This is a genomic window from Mycobacterium sp. pR1184 (genome assembly GCF_041287235.1).
GTDB lineage: Bacteria > Actinomycetota > Actinomycetes > Mycobacteriales > Mycobacteriaceae > Mycobacterium.
Window position 1 is genome coordinate 104818 of record NZ_JBGGKR010000018.1, and the last position, 21719, is coordinate 126536.

The window sequence follows — 21719 nt, forward strand, 5'->3', positions numbered from 1 at the left end:
CCCGTCCGGAACCCTTGAGTTCGAGGCCCTGCCGGACTGCAGGCAGTCGACGTCCATCAGTGAGCCCTGTTGGCAAGGCGCGCACCGAGTTCGGTGAGATACCGGTCGGGTCCGCCGAGAAGTGCGCTCCAGCTCAGCAGGCGTTTGAGATAGAGATGCGCATCGTGCTCCCAGGTGTAGCCGATGCCACCGAACACCTGGATCGCGGTGTCGCCAACGGTGGCCAGTCGCCCGGCGAATGCCTTGGCGCGAAGGGCAGCGAGATGGCGTTCGTCGGATTCAAGCGCGTCGGCGGCCCACAGCGCGTGCACCACACCGCTGCGGGCCAGTTCGACCGTCTCGTACATGTCGACGCACAAGTGCTGGACGGCCTGAAAGGATCCGATGACCTGACCGAATTGCTTTCTGACTTTTGCGTATTCGACGGCCAGATCCAGCACCGCCCGGGCGGCGCCGAGCGCGTCGGCTGCCGTCGCGATCAGCAGGTCATCGATCACCGCCGCGACATCGGTTGATGCCGCGGTGGCCAGTCGCTGCGCGGGTGCGTCGTCGAGCCGGACGCGAAACTGCTTGCGGGTCTGGTCGATACCGCGCTCTGGTACCACGGATACTGCCGAGGTGTCGGTATTTACCACGAAAAGTGCGGTGCCGCTTGCATCTTCGGCCAGCACCAGCAGCACGCCGGCCGCCGCGGCATCGGACACGTCGCCGAGCTCACCTCGCAGGACGAGGCCATCACCGGATGCCTCCGCCGCGACGTTCCCAGAGTCCAGGAAGCTGACGGTGGCGATGATCGTTCCCCCGGCGATGCCGGCCAAAATTGTTGCGGCACTGTCATTGTCGCAGAGCCGGGTCAACGCGCGCGGCGCGGCCACCGCGGTGGACAGCCACGGTCCCGGGTGCAGGGCAGCGCCGAGCTCCTCGGCCACCACGCCGGCTTCGACCATCGTCATCCCGGCGCCGCCGTGTTCCTCGGGCACCAACAGCCCGGTGGTACCGAGGTCGGCCAGGCCGCGCCAAACCGCGTCGTCCATACCGGCCGGATCGTCGAGCAGTTCGCGCACATGACCCGAAATCGGTGCCTTGTCAGCAAGAAAGCGCCGTGTGGTGTCGCGCAGCGCGACCTGTTCGTCGGTGAGTTCGAGGTTCATTTGCGTGGCAATCCGAGTACGCGCTGCGCGGTGATGTTCTTGGTGATCTGTGTGGTTCCGCCCGCGATGGTCAGCGAACGTGAGGTGAGGCGATAGTTCGCCCATGCGGCGTTGTCGCCACGAGTGCCCAGCACGTCGAAGGCCAGTGCGGCCATGTCCTGTCCGATCTCACCCCACACCGACTTGGCGAGGCTGGCCGATCCGAACGCGGTGATTTCCGAGCCACCGTGCAGTGCCGCCGAGATCGATCGCTGGCAGAGCACCTCGAGATACTTGATGCGAACCGCGATTTCGCCGAGACGTCGCAGTGTCACCGGATCTTCGAGCGCGTTGCTGTGCGCGGCGATGTCGTCGATGAGTTCTTCCAGTCGCACCTGCATTTCGGCGTAGAGTCGTGCGGCCCCGGCCCGCTCGTGGCGCAGCGTGGTGGTGGCCACCTGCCAACCGCCGTGCAGCGGCCCGAGCAATGCGTCGGCCGGCACTCGCACGTCGTGAAAGAACACCTCGGCGAAATCGGTATCGCCGTTGAGCGTGACGAGCGGACGCACCTCGATGCCGGGTAGCGACATGTCGACGATCAGGCAGGAGATCCCCTTGTGCTTCGGGGCGTCGGGATCGGTACGCACATACAGCTGGCACCAGTGTGCCCGATGGCCGAGCGAGGTCCAGATCTTCTGGCCGTTGACGACGAAGTCGTCGCCGTCCCGGACCGCGCGAGTGCGCAGCGAGGCGAGATCGGAACCGGCTTCGGGCTCCGACATGCCCTGGCACCAAATGTCGTCGGCGCGCATCATTCGGGGAAGCAGCGTCTTCTTCTGGTCTTCGGTGCCGTACTGCATGATCGCCGGGGCGATGTTGTTCATCCCAATGACGTTGAGCGGCATCGGAGCCCGCGCGCGAGTGGTCTCCTCGGTGTAGATCAGCTGCTCGAGAACCGTCGCTCCGCGACCACCGTATTCACGGGGCCAGGACACAGCGGCCCAGCCGGCGTCGGACATCGTGCGGCTCCACCCGCGCAGCATCTCGAAGGACGCATCGTCGCGTCCCGAGGGCCGCCGGGCGGCGATCAGTTCGTCGGTCACGTTCGCCGACAGCCAGTCGCGCAACTCGATGCGGAACTGTTCCAATTCCGCCGGATAGGAGAAGTCCACTGTTCCTTGACTCTGATCGAGGCTAACTGCGACTTAGCCCGGACTTTACGGTGGAGCATTTTTTTGGTCAACAGCCTGCCCGCATAACGGCTACCGATTCGTTGACGGTCGTCCAGCCCGCGTTTACGGTGGAACAGATATTTGGTCAAGTCGGAGGTTGGGTGGCGGACGACTCTGGTGCCGAGCGGTTGCAGAGCCTGGGCATGCTCGCCTGCGCATTGGCAGGCAGGGGCGTCGCGGTTGCGGGGCTGTCACCTGGTGAGCCGGCCTGGACGGACGGGCAGACGATTTACGTCGATGCCGCCGCCGCTGCCCGCGCGCAGCTCGAAGCCATCGCGGTGCAGGCGTCGATGGTCGCGGCCGGCAGTCTGGAGCCCGACGTGGTGCGGTCGTTGCTGCACCACCCCCGGCTGGCCAAGCGCTACCTCGCGGTCGAGAGCCACCGCGCTCTGGTGGCCAATGAGCAGGTGCTACCAACGGTTTTGTCATCGTTGGGCAATCGCGATATCGCGCGTCGCAGCGACTCGCCCGCGGCGTCGCTGGCCTTGGCCGCCGGGCGGGCTCCGGTCGCCGAGCCGCAGCCCGCCTTCGGGGTGATCCGTGCGGCCAAGCTGATGGCCGCGCGCGGCCGCGTCGCCACAGCAGACGAACACGAAGTCGCCGGGCATGTCCCGCGCACCGATCGCGCCCGCGAGCTGGAGGAGCTCGATGATGGCGAGGTCGACGACTCCGACAATCCCGACCTGTTCACCAGCCCGGTCGGTGGCGGCGGCTTCATCGGCAAGTGGCTGAAGAAGATGCTGTCGTCGGCGCGCAAGACCGGCACTGGCGGTGGACCGCCCGGCGCGGACGACCCGACGCACCGCACCAACTCGGCACAGCGCGGTGCGCACACCGTAGCGTCGCTGGCTTCGACCGCGAGCCAGGAGGTCGACGACTCCGACGCCATGGGCGACGGCGTGCGGTATCCGGAATGGGACGTCGCCCGCCGGCGCTACCGACCGGCTTGGTGCACCGTGCGCGAGGTCGAGCCGCAGATCAAAGCCTCGGCGTCGCAGGCTGTCGACAACGCCTTCGCAGTGCGTCGACCGCTGTCGCGGCTCGGCATGGGACTGCACCGTCGCCACCGGCAGTCGCAGGGGGACGACATCGACATCGACGCCGCCGTCGAAGCCCGCGTCGAGGTACGGGCCGGATCGGTGCCCGACGAGTCGGTGTACCTGGACAGCTTGCGGCGCCGGCGCGACCTGTCGGTGTTACTGCTGCTCGACGTGTCGGGGTCGGCGGCCGAACCCGGCACGGCCGGGCGCACGGTGCACGAACAGCAGCGCGCCGCGGTCGCGAACCTGGCCGTCGCGCTGCACGACCTCGGTGACCGGGTCTGCCTCTACGCCTACTACTCGCAGGGGCGCACGGCGGTAACGATGGTGCCGCTCAAGCGGTTTGACGACCATCTCGACGCGTCAGTCATCAGGCGGCTCAACAGCCTGGAACCCGGTGCCTACTCTCGCCTCGGAACGGCCATCCGGCACGGCTCGTCGGTGCTGGAGGCGCGCGGCGGCACCTCCCGGCGGCTCCTGGTGGTGCTGTCCGACGGCCTCGCCTACGACCACGGCTATGAGCGCGCCTATGGTGCCGCCGACGCCCGCCGCGCGCTGACCGAGGCACGGCGCCGGGGGACCGGTTGCGTGTGCCTGACGATCGGGGCCGGCACTGACGTGGCGTCGCTGCGCCGGGTGTTCGGCAGCACCGCACATGCCACCATCGCGGGCCCGGATCAGCTGGTCGGGGTGATCGGACCGCTGTTCCGATCCGCGTTGCGCGCGGCGGAGGTGCGCCGAAAGGTGAGCGGCTGATTGCCGTCAATTCGCGGGGATGCCATGTCCCCGAACGAAGTTCGTGCACGCCGTCACAAAACGAACTCAAAGGTCAGTACCCTTGAAACAAACATCTGTTCCGGTTAGGCTCCAAGAAGTCGGCAGAGGGGACGTGATGAGCAGCGAGTCCGGGATCGCTTGCCGCAACGGTGCGGCTCCCGATACGCGGCCCTATTACCGGGCGGTCGGCCGCGAAGAGGCGATCTTCAAGGCCGCCTACCGCCAGGGTCTGGCGCTGGTGTTGAAGGGCCCAACGGGTTGCGGCAAGACCCGTTTCGTCGAGGCGATGGCCCACGACCTGGGCCGGACGCTGATTACCGTGTCCTGCCACGACGACCTGACCACGGCGGATCTGGTCGGGCGGTATCTGCTGCGGGGCGACGAGACGGTGTGGGTGGACGGCCCGCTGACCCGCGCGGTGCGCGAGGGGGCGATCTGCTATCTGGACGAAGTCGTGGAAGCGCGGCAAGACACCACCGTGGTGCTGCATCCGCTCGCCGACCACCGGCGGCAGCTGCCGATCGAGCGCCTCGGGATCACGCTGGACGCGGCACCCGGCTTCGGCCTGGTGGTGTCCTACAACCCCGGCTATCAAAGCGTGCTCAAGGACCTCAAGGATTCAACCCGCCAGCGCATGGTGGCGATCGAATTCGGTTTCCCCGCAGCCGATGTCGAAGAAGGCATCGTCGAGCATGAAGCGGGTGTGGACGCCGCCACCGCGGCCGAGCTGGTGCGTTTCGGCCAGGCCATCCGCCGCCTGGAAACCGGCGGCCTGCGCGAGGTCGCATCGACCCGCCTGCTGATCGCGGCGGGCCGACTGATCGCCGAGGGGCTGAGCATGCAAGAGGCGGCGCGGGCTGCGATCACCGCACCACTCACCGACGATGTCGCCGTGGGTCGCGCGCTGGGGGAGATGGTCGCGCTCTACCTGGGCGGCGGCGGGTAGATGACTGGCCCTGCGAACCGGCCCCGTCGCCCGTTTGAACAAATATTAGGTTGCACTGAATCGTTGCACGTGAGCGGGTTAACCGGGAGGTCAGATGTCCTACGAAAGTAGTGCTGAGCCGATCAAGGTCGGCTATTTGATGGACTTCAGGCTGCCGCCGGGCTTTCCGGAGGAGTTGTTCGCCTCGTTCACTCGGACTTTCGACTTGATCTTCGAAGAGGCGCTAGCCCAGGGCCTGATGGACCGTCCGGTGCAGATGATCTATCGCGAGGTGGAGGGTTTGCCCAAGGGTTCGGTCAAGGCGGTGATCGATGCCTACGGCGAACTGGTCGACGAGGGCTGCCTTGTCGTCTTCGGTCCCAACATCACCGACAACTGCGTGCCGGTGCGTGAGGCGATCGAGGACCGGTTCAAGGTGCCGGCCATCAGCGTCACCGGCACCGACGATTGGCTGGGCGAGTGGACATTCGCCTTTCCGCAGGGGTCGATGACCGACGAGCCGATCTTCTTGGCCGACCTGATCGCCAAACGTGGGCTGGCCGAGATCGGGGTGCTGGTCGAGCAGAGCCTGATCGGCGAGAGCTACCTGAAGAACCTGCGAAGTGCCTGTCGGCGCAAGGGGATTCGCATCGTGGCCGAAGCTTCGATCGCCCAGACGGCGCAGGACATCAACGTCGCCGTCCAGACGCTGCACGAGGCCAAGGCCGAGGCGATCGTGCATCTGGGATTCGGATTCGGCATCGTCTTCATCAACCCGGCGCTCGAAGCCCTCGGTTGGGACCCGCCCCGCTTCACCACCACCGCGTGGCAGAACGCGTGGGTCAACCCGATCATGTGGAACGCGTTCATGGGCTGGACCGGTGTGGACCAGTACGACGAGGCGAACCGGGTCGGCCAGGAATTCCTCGACACCTACGCCGCGAAGTACAACGGTAGTCGCCCCGAGTTCTGCGTGACGGTGGTGAACCGCGATGTCGCCGCGACACTCGTGCGCGCGTTTACCGACGCTCATCCGCTGAGCCCGCGTGGCGTGAAGGAGGCCCTCGAGCGGGTCAAGATGATGCCCGCCGCCTCGGGCGCGCCCGGGACTCGAGTGTCGTTCGGCAAGTGGACCCGCCGCGCCTGGATGGGCGCCGGGTACCTGGTGGCCCGGACTCTCGACGCCGACGGGATCAACTCGCATCTGGTGGATCGCTTCGGAGAACAAGACTGATGTCTACCGAACGATCCGCAACATTGAAGGCAGACGGCACGCCCACCGCGCCGGGAGCGCAAAAGCACGGCTGGGGCGGCTGGATCGCCGGTGGCGCGCTGGCGGCCTTCGCACTCTTCTTCATCGCGAATTGCCGTGTGGCCCTTGACCCGCGGGTTGCCAATCCAAACGTGCAGGGCCGGCCGCGGCCGGTGAAGTTCCTGTTCGGATTGGACTACATCACCTTCCTGCAGATCTCCACGATCATCATGCTGTTGGTGCTGCTGGTGGTGTTCATCCGGGGCTGGCGCCGCAATCCGGGTAGCCCCGTCATGCTGATGTTCCTGTGCACCACGCTGATCGTGTGGCAGGACCCGATCATGAACTGGTCGCCGTTCGCGGTCTACAACCCCGACCTCATCCACTGGCCGGAGTCCTGGCCGCTGGTCTCGCTGTCGCCGACCGTCGAGCCGTTCGTCGTATTCGGCTATGTCACTTTCTATTTCGGGCCATACTTTCCGGCAGTCTGGATCCTGCGCAAGCTGCAGGCCAAGTATGGACCGACGGCATTCGTGTCGCGGCATCCGCTGGTCAGCTTGGGCCTGCTGACATGCGTGATCGGTTTCATCTTCGACGCGTGGCTGGAGATCCAGCTCGTGCAGGCCGGGATGTACATCTACTCGCAGGTGATTCCGTGGGGATCGGTGTTCACCGGCACCACTTTCCAATTCCCGCTGATCTGGGAGTCGTTCTCGGTGACCTTCGTGATGGTGCCTGCGGCGATTCTCTGTTATCGCGACGACACCGGTAGATCGGTGGCAGAGAAGCTGGCCGCCAAGGCGAAGATCTTCCCGGGCCGGCCGGTGCTGGGCACCTTCTTGGTGATGTTCGCCATCATCAACGTCTCCTACTTCGCCTACGGCGCTTGGTTCTGGGCCATCAAGGCCAGCCACGCGGCGACCTCGGTTGCCTGTCCATGGCCGTATCCGGAAGCGAAAGTATATGACCCGCAAGGCTATTACGAGAAAGCCGGGGCCCAGGGCCCCTACTCGGTCGGCATCTGGTCGACGTGGGCCAGCGGCGAGCCGAATGGCCGGCCGCATGTCGAAGCGCCGCCGCCGGGCCAAGGCTCTTGCGCGACCGTGAGCAAGAATGGCTGAGCCGCGCTCGGTCGTCATCACCGGCGCATCCCGCGGACTCGGATTCGCCTCAGCCGTGCGCCTGTATCGCGAGGGGTGGCGCGTGGTCGCGGCGATGCGCACCCCCGAGAAGGCGATGCCACTGCTGCGCCAGGCTATTCAGGACCAAGGGTTGCCGCGTCCTGCCGATGACCGGCTGATCGGGGTGCAACTCGACCTCACCGACTTCGCGTCGATTCCCTTGGCCGCCAAGGCAATCGACGAGGCCGTCGGCGCCCCTTACGCACTGGTGCACAACGCCGGGATCTCCGCCGCCGGGATGGTGGAGGAGACCGATATGGCGCTGTGGCAGCGGATGTTCGCCACCAGCGTCCTGGGGCCGGTGGAACTCACCAAGGCCCTGTTGCCGTCGATGCGCGCGGCCGGCGAGGGACGCATCGTGCTGGTGGCCAGCACGGCCGGGGTGCGGGGTCAGCCGGCCACCGCGCCGTACTCGGCGGCCAAGGGAGCGATGGAGCGCTGGGGGGAGTCGCTGGCGGGCGAGATCGCGCCCTTCGGTCTGGGTGTCACCATCCTGGTGTCGGGCACCTATGACACCGAAATCATCACCGACGCCGGCACTATCGACGACCGCAATTTCGAGGGCCCGTACGCGCGGCTGCACAACACGATGAACAGTCGCGGCCGATTTGCGATGAAGTTGGCCCGGCCGCCGGAGCGGTTCACCGAAGGTCTGGTCAGGGCGCTGGCCGACGAGGCACCGTTTCGCCGCCGCGGTGTCGGGCCGGACGCGTCAATGCTGCTGGCCTTCAATCGGATTCTGCCGTCGTCGGGCATGCATCACCTGTCACGAACCGTGTTGGGCATCCCCAAACAGGGGTCGATGCGGGGCGGGGCGTGGCCGTTGACGACGAGTCAAAAGGCGATGGTGTTCGTCGCACGTGTGCTTCCACCGCCGGTGCTGCAGCGCTTGGCATCACTGGCGGCTAAGCGCCGCAAGGCAAATGAGGGGACTGAGGGGTAATCATGGAACAGCTGTTCGACGATTTGGAGGACTTCGGCGCCTTCGACGACGCGATCTCCGGTGATGTGCGTGACCCGTACACCGAACTGGCGCGGCTGCGTCGTGAGGAACCGGTGCAGCGACTGGAGACTTCGGGAGCGCTGCCGCACGAGGAGTCGCTGCCGATGTTCATCGTGTATCGCCACGAGGACATCCAGCAGATGTTGCGAGACCACGAGACATTCTCGTCGTCGGCCGTGATCGCGGCGTTCGGCCCCGTGCTCGGTGCGGGCGTGATGCTCGGCATGGACGAGCCCATCCACGGCCGGCTGCGCTTGCTGGTGTCAAAAGCGTTCTCGCAGAAGTCATTGGCGCGTTGGCAGGACGAGTTGGTCGGCCGGGTGGCGAACAGCCTGATCGACAAGTTCGCCCCCAACGGCAGGGCGGATCTGGTCAAGGAGTTCACCTTCGACTATCCGAGCCAGATCATCGCGGGCCTGTTGGGATTGCCGGAAGAGGACTACCCACAGTTCCAGCGGTGGTCGATTTCGCTACTGAGTTGGCTGATGAACCCCGAGCGCGGGCTGGCGGCCTCGGCCGCGCTGTGCGACTACTTCGCGCCGATACTGCAGGCGCGGCGGGCCGAACCGAAGGACGACTTGATCAGTGCCCTCGCCGCGGCCGAGATCGACGGGGAAAGGCTCGCGGACGAAGAGATCTTCTCCTTCCTGCGGCTGCTGCTGCCCGCCGGCGTCGAGACGACCTACCGGTCGTTGGGCAGCCTGCTGTTGGCGCTGCTGTCGGATCCCGCGCAGTTGGCCGCGATCCGCGCCGACCGCTCGCTGCTGCCGCAGGCGATCGAGGAGGGCGTGCGGTGGGAATCGCCCCTGCTGACCATCACCAGGGTCGCGACGCGCGACACCGAACTCGGCGGGGTGGCGATCCCGGCCGGGGCGACGGTGATGCCGATGCTGGGGTCGGCGAACCGGCAAGAGGACCGCTACGACGATCCGAACACGTTCAACATTCACCGACCGGCCAAGGCGAATCTGGGCTGGGGGCACGGTGTACATATCTGCCTGGGCATGCACCTGGCGCGCCTGGAAATGCGGACCGCGATCAACCTTTTGTTGGACCGGCTGCCGAATCTGCGGCTGGACCCCGACGGGGATGACCCGCACATCCGCGGACAGGTGTTCCGGTCGCCGACCTCGGTTCCGGTGCTGTTCGACGCCCAGAAATAGCGCGGTCATGGCGCCGAGCGAGCGTGCGGTAATCGCACGTCAGGGGCCTGCCCGCAGGCAGCATGTTGCCAATCGGCTAGTTTCCAGTAAGGCTCTCCGCAGGGACGAGTCACAAGATCACGAGTCTGAAGAGAGCTGAACAAAAATGGCTGACACTGTAAAGGTCCGGTTCGAGCCGAAGATGATGATCGACGGCAAGCTCGTCGAAGGCCAGGCCGGCACCTTCACCAACATCAACCCCGCGACCGAGGAATCCCTCGGCGAGGTGTCCGACGCGTCGAAGGAGGACATGCACCGGGCCATCGACGCGGCCCGCCGCGCCTTCGACGAGACCGACTGGTCGACCAACAAGGAACTGCGCAAGCGGTGCCTGCTGCAGCTGCATGAGGCCATCGAGTCCGAGATCGACGAGCTGCGCGAGGAGCTGATCCTCGAGGTCGGCGCGCCCCGCGCCATCACCTACGGGCCCCAGCTGGACGCCCCCTTGGCCGACGGATTGAAGTACCCCGCCCGCCTGATCGACTCGTACGCCTGGGAGACCGACCTCGGGGACCGGGTCATCAGCCTCACCGGCGCGAACACCACCATCAAGGTGTGGCGCGAGCCGGTCGGCGTGGTCGGCGCGATCGTGCCGTGGAACTTCCCGTTCGAGGTCACCCTGAACAAGCTCGGCCAAGCGCTGGGCAGCGGTAACACCGTGGTGCTCAAGCCGGCGCCGAACACCCCGTTCAACGCGAACCGGATCGGCCGGCTGATCGCCGAAAAGACCGACATCCCAGCCGGTGTCGTCAACGTGGTCACCGCCTCGGATCACTTCGTCGGTGAGGAACTGACGCTGTCGCCCAAGGTCGACCTGATTTCGTTCACCGGCTCGACGGTGGTCGGCAAGCGGATCATGGAGAAGGGTGCCGCCACCATGAAGCGGCTGTTCCTGGAGCTCGGCGGCAAGTCGGCCACCATCGTGCTGGAAGACGCCGACTTCGCGACGGCGTGCATGGTCGGCATCGCACCGTGCATGCACGCCGGGCAGGGTTGCGCCAACCCGACCCGGCTGTTGCTTCCCCGGTCTCGCTATGACGAGGGCGTGGAGATCCTCAAGAACATCTACGAGAACGTCACGTGCGGCGACCCGCAGGACCCCGCCACCCTGTGCGGGCCGGTGATCTCGCAGCGGCAGTACGAGCGGGTGAACGGCTACATCCAGAAGGGCGTCGACGAGGGTGCGACGGCATTGGTCGGTGGCCCCGGCGCGGAGACCGGCTTTGACAAGGGATACTTCGTCCGCCCAACGCTTTTCACCAACGTCGACAACAAGATGACCATCGCGCAGGAGGAGATCTTCGGGCCGGTACTCTCGGTCATCCCGTTCGACGACGAGGAGGACGCGATCCGGATCGCCAACGACAGCGTGTACGGCTTGGCCGGCAACGTGTTTGCGGGTTCGCTTGAGCGCGCGTTGTCGGTGACCCGCCGGATCAAGGCGGGCTTCATGGGCGTCAACGGCGGTGCCGGATACGCGGCCGACACGCCATTCGGTGGGTACAAGGAGAGCGGCATCGGTCGCCAGAACGGCATTGCTGGCTTCGACCAATACACCGAGATCAAGTCGGTGGCCTACCCCGCCGGCTGATTCGCTCGCGGGTAGGCAAACCCTGGCTCAGGCCACCGCCGAATCGACCTAACATTTGTTCGGTCTGAGCGTGGTGGCCGGCCGCGCCCGGGTATGCGCTCAGGGCGTCGCGCGTGCGCTGAGGCCGGACCCCTTCGGTGTGTCGTCACCCGGCACGCACCCGCAACGCCGCGGTGCATCAACGAATAGGTGCGTCCTGCCCACCCCGATACCAGGCCGTCCAACCCCTTGGTTGACAATCGACGCAAGACCGGAGTCAAAGGAGACCTAACCATGCCTGAAGCAGTCATCGTCGAGGCCGTGCGTTCACCCATTGGCAAGCGCAACGGAGGACTTTCCGGGGTGCATCCCGCCGAGCTGTCCGCCCAGGTGCTCAACGGGCTGGTCACCCGGGCCGGCGTCGACCCCGAAATCGTCGACGACGTGATCTGGGGCTGCGTGATGCAGGCCGGCGAGCAGGCCCTCGACATCGGCCGCACCGCTCTGCTGACCGCCGGCTGGCCGGAGACCGTCCCAGGTGTGACGGTCGACCGTCAGTGCGGATCGAGCCAGCAGTCCATCCACTTCGCCGCGGCCGGTGTGGTCGCCGGGCACTACGACGTCGTCGTCGCCGGCGGTGTGGAGTCGATGTCGCGCACCCCGATGGGCGCATCGCTGGCCAACGGCGGACGGCCTTACCCCGAGAACTTCATCTCCCGGTACGACGGTCAGATCCCCAACCAGGGCCTGGGCGCGGAAATGATCGCCGAGCAGTGGGGATTCGACCGCACCGCGCTCGACCAGTTCTCTCTCGACTCGCACGAAAAGGCCGCTGCGGCACAGGATTCCGGCGCATTCGACGATCAGATCGTAGGCATCAAGGACGCTGATGGCAACGTCGTGCTCAAGGACGAAGGCATCCGGCGCGGCACCCCGATGGAGAAGATGGCCTCGCTGAAGCCGGCGTTCAAGGAGGACGGCGTGATCCACGCCGGGAACTCCTCGCAGATCTCCGACGGCGCGGCCGCGCTGCTGTTCATGTCCGCGGAGAAGGCCAAGGACCTGGGCCTGACCCCAATCGCCAAGGTGCACACCGCGACTCTGGCCGGAGCCGACCCGGTCATCATGCTGACCGCGCCGATCCCGGCCACCCAGAAAGTGCTGAAGCGGTCCGGACTCTCGATCGACGACATCGGCGCCTACGAAGTCAACGAGGCGTTCGCGCCGGTTCCGCTCGCGTGGCGCAAGGACATCGGCGCCGACGAGAAGAAGCTCAACCCGAACGGCGGCGCGATCGCGCTCGGCCACCCGCTTGGCGGCTCCGGCGCGCGGATCATGACCACGCTGCTCTATCACATGCGGGACAAGGGAATTCGCTACGGCTTGCAGACGATGTGTGAGGGTGGTGGCCAGGCCAACGCCACCATTGTGGAGCTGCTGTGACGGACGCCGACGCTGCGGCGCCGGCAGTTCTGGTTGAGCGCCGCGGCACCGTGATGGTCATTACCATCAACCGGCCGGAGGCGCGCAACGCGATCAACGCCGCGGTCAGCATCGGAGTCGGGGATGCGCTGGAACAAGCCCAGCACGATCCCGAGGTGCGGGCCGTGGTGCTCACCGGTGCCGGGGATAAATCCTTTTGCGCCGGAGCCGATCTCAAGGCGATCGCGCGCCGGGAGAACCTCTATCACCCCGACCACGCCGACTGGGGCTTCGCCGGTTACGTGCAGCACTTCATCGACAAGCCCACGATCGCGGCGGTCAACGGCACCGCGCTGGGCGGCGGCACCGAGCTGGCACTGGCCAGCGACCTGGTCGTTGCCCACGAGCTGGCGAAATTCGGTCTGCCCGAAGTCAAACGGGGACTGATCGCCGCGGCGGGTGGGGTCTTCCGCATCGTCGACCAGCTGCCCCGCAAGGTGGCGATGGAGCTGCTGCTGACGGGTGAGCCGATGACGGCGTCCGACGCCTGGGAGTGGGGTCTGGTCAACCAGGTTGTCAAGGAGGGCTCGGTGCTCGACGCGGCACTGGCGATGGCGGCGCGCATCACCGTGAACGCGCCGCTGTCGGTGCAGGCCAGCAAGCGCATCGCGCTCGGGGTCGACGAGGGCGTCATCACCGGCGACCAGGTGGGCTGGGAGCGCACGGTCAACGAGATGCGCACCCTGATCCGGTCCGAGGATGCCAAGGAAGGCCCGTTGGCGTTCGCCGAGAAGCGCGAGCCGGTCTGGAAGGCGCGCTAGCGCTAGCTCGCCAGAATGTTGACGCCGAACCGGAACAACCCGGGTAGGCGTTCACAGGCCGGCACGATGGCACGCCGCGTCGCGCGCGGCGTGCTGGCCAGCACCACCGCCCGGGTCAGGTAGCGGTAGTTGCGGGTAACCCGGTGCCACGCCGCCTCGTACGCGGCCGGTGTTTCGTTGACGATGGCGTCGACCGCGACCGCCGCCTGTTTGACAGCCAGGCTGACACCCTCGCCAGTCAGCGCGTCCTCGTAGCCGGCCGCATCGCCGACCAGCAGCACCCGGCCCGCCACACGGCGCGAGACCACCTGGCGCAACGGGCCGCAGCCGCGCGCGTGCCCGCGGCCGGCTCCCTCGAGGTGCCGGGCCAGCCGCGGGAACCAGGCCAAGTCGGGCCGCCCCCGCGACAGGATCGCCACGCCGACCAGATCTGGTTCCACCGGCGTTACGTACGCCTCGCCCAACCGGGACCAATACACCTCGACGAACTCCGACCAGGCCGGCACCGTGAAATGCCAACGCACACCGTAACGTCGCGGCTTGCCGACCGCGGCCTTGATGCCGACACTGCGCCGGACGGTCGAGTGCAGTCCGTCGGCACCGACCAAGAACTTCGCCCGGATGCCGGCGGCGCTGACACCATGCGCATCCTGCTCGACGCTGGTCACCTTTGTCCGGACCCATTCGGTGTCTTGCTCTTTGGCCCGTGCCTGCAGTGCGGCGTGCAGCGTGGTGCGCCGCACGCCGCGGCCGGGCCCGGTGCCAAACAGCGCCTCGGCGCGCCGTTGCTCGCTGACATAGGCGATCCCGCGAAACGGCATGCCGACCGGGTCGACTCCCAGCGACATCAGCTCGGCGAGGCCGCCGGGCATCAACCCCTCACCGCACGCCTTGTCGATCGGGTCCTCGCGCGGCTCGGCCACGATGACCGAAAGCCCGTGCCGGCGCGCCTGTAACGCCGTCGCGAGCCCGCCGGGGCCGCCACCGACGATCAGCAGGTCGGCGTCGTAGCCGCTCATGTGTAACCCAACGCGGAGTTCTCCACCCGGATCCGCACACTGAGCAGAATCGCGTTGGCGACGGTGAACGTGGCCGCCGTCAGCCACGCGGTGTGCACCAGCGGCAACGCGAACCCTTCGGCCACCACTGCAACATAATTCGGGTGGTGCAGCCACCGGTAGGGCCCCTGCCGCACCAGGGGCGCCTCCGGCAACACAATCACTCTGGTGTTCCACCGCCGGCCCAGCGTGGTGATACACCACCAGCGCAGCACCTGACTGGCCGCCGCGATGGCCAGCATCGGCCACCCCAGCCATCCGATGAACGGCCGGTGCAGCGCCCACGGTTCGACGACGCAGCCGACCAGTAGAGCCGTGTGAATGACGACCATGACGATATAGTGCGGTTTGCCAAACTCCTTGGCGCCCTGGGCAAAAGACCATTGCGCGTTCCGGTTGGACAGCACCAGCTCGACAATGCGTTCGAGCCCGACCGCGAGGATCAGCAGGTAGTACATGCCACTACTATCCCGTGTCCGCCGCTACCAGGCCAACAGAACGAGCTCGGAGCAGAACGCCGGACCCATCGCGATCATGAGGCCGACCGAACCGGCTGGTGGCGGATCGGCCACGTTCGCCCTAAGCACATCCAGTACCGAGACCGAAGACAGGTTTCCGTTCTCGCGCAACGAGTTTCGGGTGTGAGCAAGGGCCTCGCCGGGCAGGTCCAGCACTTCCTCCACAGCCTCGATCACCCGCGGGCCACCGGGGTGGCAGACCCAGCGCGACACATCCTGGGGTTTCAGCCCGTGGTCGGCGAGGAAGCCGCGGACGTCGTCGCCCAGATATTTCTCGGTGACGTTCGCGACGTCGGCCGACAGCACGATCCGGAAGCCGTCGCTGCCGATGTTCCAGCCCATGACGTCTTCGGTGTCGGGGTAGAGCCTGCTTCGGGTGGCCAGCACCCGAGGGCCCCGGGGCCGGCCCGCATAGTTGGCGCCCGTTGCGATGACCGCGCCGGCGCCATCGCCGAACAGGCTGGTGGCGACCAGATTGGCCACCGAGTGGTCTTCGCGCTGAATGGTCAGCGAGCACAGTTCGACGGCGAGCAGCGCGGCGACGTGATCGGGGAAGGCCCGCAGGTAATCGTGCATGCGGGCGGTCCCGGCAGCGCCGGCCACGCAGCCCAGGCCGAACAGCGGAATGCGTTTGACGTCCGGGCGCAAGCCCACCCGTGCGGCAAGTCGTGCCTCGATCGTCGGTACGGCCAGCCCGGTCACCGTTGTGGAGAAGACGACGTCCACCTCCGAGGGTTCGATGCCCGCCTGGTCCAACGCTGCGCGCAGCGCTTGCTCGGCCAGGTCGAGAGCGACTTCGAGGTAGGCGGCGTTGGCCTCGGTGAAATCGGTTAGCTCGCGGTAGCGCGACAGCGGCAAGGCGGTGTTGCGGTGCTCAACCCCACTGCTGAGCGCGAACCGCTGAAAGTCCGGGCCGGCGAAGTCGGTCAGCGCGCCGATGGCTTCGTCCTGGGTGTACCGGTTTTCTGGGAACTTCACCGCAACTGCGGCAATTGATGGATCTGTGTTGTTGGTCGACTTTTTCAGTCCGATGCGTGCCGAACTGGCCCCCGTGGTTTTGTGCATACCTTGCGTTACGGTGCCGTCGACCGCATTGTTCAGTTTCCATAATTGTGATGATGACCACTGGTCACTCTCTCGACCCTGGCCGGCGTGCGCCCGCACGGCTGGGTCGGTGGGGTTTAGACGTGGCCTGTCCGGGATAGGGTCAGTAGATGCGGATTCTGGTCACCGGTGCCAGTGGTTATGTGGGATCGCGTCTGGTCACGGCGTTGCTCGCGAATCGACATCAGGTGGTCGCCGCCACGCGAAACCCGGAGCGGCTCAAGCGGTTCGGCTGGTTCGACCGTGTCGCGCCGGTCCGCATGGATGCCTCGGATCCGGTGTCAGCGCAAGCGGCGATGGATGCCGCGGGCCCGGTTGACGTGCTCTATTACCTGGTGCACGCGATCGGTCAACCGCATTTCCGCGACGCCGACCGAGCAGCGGCCGCCAACGTCGCGGCCGCCGCCCGCGACGCCGGGGTGCGACGCATCGTGTACCTGGGCGGCTTCGTGCCCGCCGCCGGTGAGCTGTCCGACCATCTGGCCAGCCGGGCCGAGGTGGCCGAGGCCCTGACCGCGCCCGACGGCCCGGAACTGGTGTGGTTGGGCGCGGCGGTGATCATCGGCGCCGGCTCGACATCGTTCGAGATGATGCGGTATGTCGCAGACCGCTTCCCGCTGCTGCCGGTGCCGAGCTGGTTGGACAACCCGATCGACCCGATCTCCATTCGTGACGTGTTGCACTATCTGCTCGCCGCGGCGAACCCCGAGCGCGTGCCCGCGGGCGCCTATGACATCGCCGGACCGGACACCACGTCTTACCGGGGCCTGCTGAAAACCTATGCGCGGATCTCGGGCCGGTGGCACACCGCACTGCCGGTCGGCCGGATCGACACCTCGCTGGCGTCGCTGGTCACCGGGCTTGCGTTGCCGGTCCCCCCCGGATTGGCCGGCGACCTGGTGGAATCGCTGGATCACCCGATGGTCGCCTCCGCCAGCGACCTGCGCGGCCGGGTACCCGACCCGCCCGGCGGTCTGCTGAGCGTCGAGGACGCCATCCGTCGGGCCTTGACCACCAACGGGCGGCCCCGACCGGTCAACGCACTGACCGATCCGCATCACCTCGCCGACACCGATCCCGGATGGGCCGGCGGGGACGCGCTGCGCATCCGGCGCCTGGCACGGGCGATCACCCCGCCGATAGCGCGGCCCACGCTGAAGCTGGTAAACAAGGTGCCGGGGCCGGTCGCGGGAGCGCTGCGCACCAGCCTCGACATCATGCTCACCCTGACCCCGAAGGTACGTCCGGCATGAGCCAAGCCACCAGCCCGTACCACACCAGTGTGTTCTCGGAGCTGCGTCGGGCTGTCACGAATGTCGCTGTGCCGCATCATGAAGCGCCGTCGATGGTGCGGCGCCGCCGGGCCGTGGTGGCACTCACGCTGGTGATCGGCGCTGCGGTGCTGGGTTTTTCGCTGCGACGCGCGCCGGGCGACTCGAACTTCTATTGGCTGACCCTGGTATTGGCGGCGGTGTGGATCGGTGGCGCGTTCCTATCCGGGCCGCTGCATCTCGGGGGCATCAACTGGCGTGGCCGTAATCAGCGCCCGGTGATCACCGGCACGCTGATCGGCCTGCTTCTCGGTGGCGTCTTCGTGGTCGGCGGATTGATCGTCCGGGAGATTGCGCCCGTCGCGGAACTGATCGCGCGAGTACTGCAATATGCCCACCACGGGTCGTATTGGTTGGTTGTGGTGATCACCCTGATCAACGGCATCGCCGAGGAGATGTTCTTCCGCGGTGCGCTGTATACGGCGCTGGGTCGGCGTGCGCCAGTGGCGATTTCGACTCTGCTGTATCTCTGCGTGACCTTGGCCACCGGCAACCCGATGCTCGGCTTCGCCGCGGTCATCCTCGGCACGGTGTGCGCATTGGAGCGCCGGGCCAGCGGCGGCATTCTGGCTCCGATGCTGACCCACTTCTTCTGGGGGCTGATCATGGTGCTGGTATTGCCACCGATGTTCGGCGTCTAACTGCCAATCACGTTACGCGCCAACGCGCGTGCCGCGGCGATGTGCAGCGGCCGCGCCACCTGCCAGTAAATCCGGCCCGGGATGCCGCGGGGTACGAAAGTCATCTGCTGGGTGTAGACGGTGCCGCCGCCGTCTTGCGGGGCGACCGTGATCGTCATCCACGCCGATCCCGGCAAGCGCTGACGAGAGCGTAGCCGCAGCAACGTTGCGGGCTCACACTCGGCCACGCTCCACTGGCCGGAGCTTTTCGCCGCCCTTTGCGCGGCATCCCAAACCTGTTGTGGTGCAGCACCTGTCGTCGCCGTACGGAGGTCGGTGTAGATGATGTCGCCCGCCCAGTCCGGGTCGCTGGGCAGCAGGTCAGCGGGCTCCGATTCTGCCGAGGCCCAGGTGGCTTCCGGCAGCCCGCGCGCCGGGCGGTCCAGCGCCAACGCGACCGCGCGCCGGTAAGGGGTTGGGCCATCCGGCGGCGGGCCTATGATCGTATCGATGTCCGAATTGCGCATCACCGCATCGCATTCCAGCGACTCGATCAGCGGGCGCGCCAGGCCGGGGGGAATCGGCGTCACGGTTCCCACCCACAGGCTGGCGATCGTCGGTGTCAAGAACGGCAACACGATCAGGTAGCGGCGGTGCAGGCCGGCGACTTCGGCATACCCCTGCATCATTTCGCCGTACTCCAGCACGTCCGGGCCGCCGATATCCCAGGTGCGCGAGGACGGCACCGGGGCGGTTGCCGCGGCAACCAGGTAGTGGAGCACGTCACGCACCGCGATGGGCTGAATCCTGTTGTGCACCCACTTCGGCGTCGTCATCACCGGCAACCGATCGGTGAGGTGCCGGATCATCTCGAACGACGCCGACCCCGAACCGACGACCACACCGGCCTGCAGTACCAGCGTCTCGATACCCGAATCGATCAGCGCGTCACCGACCGCCTTGCGCGATTCGAGATGGGGCGACAGGCGGCGGCCTTCGGGATGCAGCCCGGACAGGTAGACGAATCGCCGGACGCCGGCACGCCGCGCCGCCGTTACGACGTTGCGGACCGAGCGGCTCTCCTCGTCGGCGAAATTCTTCGCTGTCCCCATCGAGTGCACCAGGTAGTAAACGACATCCATGCCCTCGAATGCCTCGATCAGCGAATCGACGTCACCGAGGTCGCCGCGGGCCACCTCGACCCGCGCCCGCCACGGCACGTCCGCCAACTTGCCCGGGTCGCGGGCCAGCGCGCGCACACTGTGGCCCTCGTCGAGCAGACGCGGCACCAATCGGGCGCCGATGTAGCCGGTCGCCCCGGTCACCAGACAGCGCATTGTTCCCCTTCCCGCATGTCAGTTATTCGGAACTGACGCAAGACAGGATTGCCGCTAGCGTGGCCGCTAACCGTGCTAGCGGTCGGTGAAGTTCGGCGTGCGGCGCTCCTGGAACGCCGTTGCACCCTCGCGCAAGTCGGCCGACCGCAACAGGATCGACTGCCCGCGGTACTCACGCTCGAGGGCGCCATCCAACTCGGTCAGCGTGGCGGCGTTGATCGAATCCTTGGTCTTGGCATACGCCACCACTGGGCCGCCCAGCAACGTCGCAATCACCTTGTCCACTTCGGCGTCGAAGTCCTCGGCCGGATAGACCGCGCTGACCAGACCCGCGGCGAACGCCTCGGTGGCCGGCAACCGCTCGGCCAGCAGCGCCATGCGCATCGCGCGGATCCGGCCGATCGCCGCGGCAACCAACGCCGACGCGCCGCCGTCGGGCATCAGCCCGATCTTGGTGAATGCGAGCATGAAAAATGCTTTGTCAGAAGCCAATACGATGTCGCACGCCAGGGCGATGGAGACACCGACGCCCGCGGCGGGGCCCTGCACGACGGCGACCACCGGGTGTGGCAACGCGGTGATGGCCCGGATCAGCCGGTTGACTTCGACAACGATCTCGTCCGGCGGAACGCCGCCGCTGCCCGACATGTCGTCGGCGCTGATGCCTGCTCCAGAGCAGAAGCCGCGCCCCGCACCGCCCAGCCGAACCACCTTGACCGCAGGGTCGGTCGCCGCCCGTTCCATGGTGTCGGCAAGCCCGGAGATCACCGGAGCCGTCAGCGAGTTGAGGCTGTCGGGCCGGTCGATGGTCACCGACAACACGCCGTCGGACAACGTGATGGCCAGGCCCTCGACGGACGCCTGCTTGTCGAGCACGGATTCACTCATGGGCTCACGATAACGACCGGGCAAGCGACCGGGGTGCGCGGCCGTCGAGCGCGGCTGCGAAGATGCCAACGGTCGGGTTGGACACGCGTCAGAGCAGACGAAAGGTCGGTGGACCATGGCGGGACCGCTGGGTGGACTCAGGGTTGTGGAGCTGGCCGGCATCGGGCCGGGCCCCCACGCCGCGATGATTCTGGGAGATCTGGGCGCCGACGTCGTGCGCATCGATCGCCCGTCGTCCGGCCCTGGTGGCGTCGCGAAGGACGCCATGATGCGCAACCGTCGGGTGGTGACCGCCGACCTCAAGTCCGACGAAGGGCGCGCAACTGTCCTGCGGCTGATTGCCAAGGCGGACGTGCTGATCGAGGGCTACCGCCCGGGCGTCACCGAGCGACTCGGCCTGGGACCCGAGGACTGCGCCAAGGTCAACGAGCGGCTGGTCTACGCGCGGATGACCGGCTGGGGCCAGACCGGTCCGCGCAGTCAGCAAGCCGGTCACGACATCAACTACATCTCGTTGAACGGCATCCTGCACTCGATCGGCCGGGTGGGTGAGCGGCCGGTGCCGCCGCTGAACCTGGTCGGCGATTTCGGCGGCGGTTCGATGTTCTTGTTGCTCGGCATCCTGTCCGCGCTCTGGGAGCGGCAGACCTCCGGCAAGGGGCAGGTCGTCGACGCCGCGATGGTGGACGGCTCCAGCGTGCTGGTCCAGATGATGTGGCAGATGCGCGCATCGGGCATGTGGACCGACGCGCGCGGCACCAACCTGCTCGACGGCGGCGCGCCCTACTACGACACCTACACGTGCGCCGACGGGCGCTACGTGGCGGTCGGCGCCATCGAGCCGCAGTTCTACGCCGCCATGCTGAGCGGCCTGGGCCTCGACGGTGCCGAGCTTCCCGGGCAGAACGACGTCGGGCGCTGGCCCGAACTGCGGGCGATCCTGACCGAGAAGTTCGCCAGCCAGGACCGCGACCACTGGGCCAAGGTGTTCGCCGATTCCGACGCGTGCGTGACGCCGATCCTGGCGTTCGGCGAGGTGCAGAACGAGCCGCACATCACCGAGCGCAACACCTTCTACGAAGTCAACGGCGGTCTGCAGCCGCTGCCGGCGCCGCGGTTCTCTCGCACCGCGCCACAGACACCGCGCCCCGCGGCGCCGGTGACCGACGTCGAGGACGTCCTCAACGACTGGGTATAGTCCCCAACCAACAAGTTGGTCGGCAAGATCACGAAAGGACTCTCAATGACGATGTCAAGCCGCCGACTGGGTGATCGGGGGTGAGTCGGGTTGCCAGGTGCGGTTGTCGC

General features: G+C 66.9%; 19 protein-coding genes. 12 read left to right on the forward strand and 7 right to left on the reverse strand.

Translation table 11 applies throughout. The annotated features are described in order from the left end of the window. Nucleotides 1-56: 56 nt before the first annotated feature. On the reverse strand, nucleotides 57-1151 hold the full coding sequence (locus ACAG21_RS25810) for an acyl-CoA dehydrogenase family protein (RefSeq protein ID WP_370499100.1): 1095 nt from the start codon (nucleotides 1149-1151) through the stop codon (nucleotides 57-59). Next, complete coding sequence (locus tag ACAG21_RS25815; protein WP_370499101.1) at nucleotides 1148-2302, reverse strand: acyl-CoA dehydrogenase family protein; 1155 nt, start codon at nucleotides 2300-2302, stop codon at nucleotides 1148-1150. The genes ACAG21_RS25810 and ACAG21_RS25815 overlap by 4 nt, the downstream gene beginning before the upstream one ends. A gap of 203 nt (nucleotides 2303-2505) precedes the next feature. On the opposite strand from ACAG21_RS25815, the gene ACAG21_RS25820 reads away from it, so the two are divergent. The 9 genes from ACAG21_RS25820 (at nucleotide 2506) to ACAG21_RS25860 (ending at nucleotide 13555) form a co-directional block, all read left to right on the forward strand. Further along, nucleotides 2506-4158: a nitric oxide reductase activation protein NorD gene (locus tag ACAG21_RS25820; protein WP_370499122.1), complete on the forward strand. Its 1653-nt coding sequence runs from the start codon at nucleotides 2506-2508 to the stop codon at nucleotides 4156-4158. A 136-nt stretch (nucleotides 4159-4294) separates the two neighbouring features. After that, on the forward strand, nucleotides 4295-5125 hold the full coding sequence (locus tag ACAG21_RS25825; protein ID WP_370499102.1) for a CbbQ/NirQ/NorQ/GpvN family protein: 831 nt from the start codon (nucleotides 4295-4297) through the stop codon (nucleotides 5123-5125). 94 nt (nucleotides 5126-5219) lie between these two features. Next, complete coding sequence (locus tag ACAG21_RS25830; protein ID WP_370499103.1) at nucleotides 5220-6338, forward strand: ABC transporter substrate-binding protein; 1119 nt, start codon at nucleotides 5220-5222, stop codon at nucleotides 6336-6338. Then, nucleotides 6338-7477, forward strand: coding sequence for a spirocyclase AveC family protein (locus tag ACAG21_RS25835; RefSeq protein ID WP_370499104.1), 1140 nt, complete (start codon nucleotides 6338-6340; stop codon nucleotides 7475-7477). Before ACAG21_RS25830 ends, ACAG21_RS25835 begins: the two co-directional genes overlap by 1 nt. After that, nucleotides 7470-8480, forward strand: coding sequence for an SDR family oxidoreductase (locus tag ACAG21_RS25840; protein WP_370499105.1), 1011 nt, complete (start codon nucleotides 7470-7472; stop codon nucleotides 8478-8480). The genes ACAG21_RS25835 and ACAG21_RS25840 overlap by 8 nt, the downstream gene beginning before the upstream one ends. A gap of 2 nt (nucleotides 8481-8482) precedes the next feature. Beyond that, nucleotides 8483-9703, forward strand: coding sequence for a cytochrome P450 (locus ACAG21_RS25845; RefSeq protein ID WP_370499106.1), 1221 nt, complete (start codon nucleotides 8483-8485; stop codon nucleotides 9701-9703). A gap of 145 nt (nucleotides 9704-9848) precedes the next feature. Then, entirely contained in the window at nucleotides 9849-11333 is a 1485-nt protein-coding gene (locus ACAG21_RS25850; protein ID WP_370499107.1) for an aldehyde dehydrogenase family protein, read from the forward strand. Between the two features lie 273 nt (nucleotides 11334-11606). Further along, complete coding sequence (locus ACAG21_RS25855) at nucleotides 11607-12755, forward strand: acetyl-CoA C-acyltransferase (RefSeq protein WP_370499108.1); 1149 nt, start codon at nucleotides 11607-11609, stop codon at nucleotides 12753-12755. A 53-nt stretch (nucleotides 12756-12808) separates the two neighbouring features. After that, a complete protein-coding gene (locus ACAG21_RS25860; RefSeq protein ID WP_370499123.1) occupies nucleotides 12809-13555 on the forward strand; it encodes an enoyl-CoA hydratase-related protein in 747 nt (248 codons plus the stop codon). Nucleotides 13556-13557: 2 nt separating this feature from the next. Here the strand turns inward: ACAG21_RS25860 and ACAG21_RS25865 are convergent, their stop codons facing one another. Genes ACAG21_RS25865 through ACAG21_RS25875 form a run of 3 tightly spaced genes read right to left on the reverse strand, consistent with a single transcriptional unit; the run spans nucleotide 13558 to nucleotide 16196 of the window. Next, nucleotides 13558-14574, reverse strand: coding sequence for an NAD(P)/FAD-dependent oxidoreductase (locus tag ACAG21_RS25865; RefSeq protein ID WP_370499109.1), 1017 nt, complete (start codon nucleotides 14572-14574; stop codon nucleotides 13558-13560). Then, nucleotides 14571-15071 (reverse strand): isoprenylcysteine carboxyl methyltransferase family protein, encoded by a 501-nt coding sequence (locus ACAG21_RS25870; protein WP_370499110.1) that lies wholly within the window; start codon nucleotides 15069-15071, stop codon nucleotides 14571-14573. Before ACAG21_RS25870 ends, ACAG21_RS25865 begins: the two co-directional genes overlap by 4 nt. Before the next feature lie 24 nt (nucleotides 15072-15095). Then, on the reverse strand, nucleotides 15096-16196 hold the full coding sequence (locus ACAG21_RS25875) for a type III polyketide synthase (RefSeq protein ID WP_370499111.1): 1101 nt from the start codon (nucleotides 16194-16196) through the stop codon (nucleotides 15096-15098). Nucleotides 16197-16345: 149 nt separating this feature from the next. On the opposite strand from ACAG21_RS25875, the gene ACAG21_RS25880 reads away from it, so the two are divergent. Together ACAG21_RS25880 and ACAG21_RS25885 are read left to right on the forward strand one after the other, a co-directional pair. Beyond that, on the forward strand, nucleotides 16346-17488 hold the full coding sequence (locus ACAG21_RS25880; RefSeq protein ID WP_370499112.1) for an NAD(P)H-binding protein: 1143 nt from the start codon (nucleotides 16346-16348) through the stop codon (nucleotides 17486-17488). After that, nucleotides 17485-18207, forward strand: coding sequence for a lysostaphin resistance A-like protein (locus ACAG21_RS25885; RefSeq protein WP_370499113.1), 723 nt, complete (start codon nucleotides 17485-17487; stop codon nucleotides 18205-18207). The genes ACAG21_RS25880 and ACAG21_RS25885 overlap by 4 nt, the downstream gene beginning before the upstream one ends. Here ACAG21_RS25885 and ACAG21_RS25890 read toward each other — a convergent pair. Together ACAG21_RS25890 and ACAG21_RS25895 are read right to left on the reverse strand one after the other, a co-directional pair. Further along, a complete protein-coding gene (locus tag ACAG21_RS25890; protein WP_370499114.1) occupies nucleotides 18204-19523 on the reverse strand; it encodes an NAD(P)H-binding protein in 1320 nt (439 codons plus the stop codon). The two genes, ACAG21_RS25885 and ACAG21_RS25890, sit on opposite strands and share 4 nt — an antisense overlap. Before the next feature lie 75 nt (nucleotides 19524-19598). After that, on the reverse strand, nucleotides 19599-20411 hold the full coding sequence (locus ACAG21_RS25895) for an enoyl-CoA hydratase (RefSeq protein WP_370499115.1): 813 nt from the start codon (nucleotides 20409-20411) through the stop codon (nucleotides 19599-19601). 115 nt (nucleotides 20412-20526) lie between these two features. Between ACAG21_RS25895 and ACAG21_RS25900 the strand changes: the two genes are divergently transcribed. Further along, nucleotides 20527-21609 (forward strand): CaiB/BaiF CoA transferase family protein, encoded by a 1083-nt coding sequence (locus ACAG21_RS25900; RefSeq protein ID WP_370499116.1) that lies wholly within the window; start codon nucleotides 20527-20529, stop codon nucleotides 21607-21609. The last annotated feature ends 110 nt before the right edge of the window (nucleotides 21610-21719 follow it).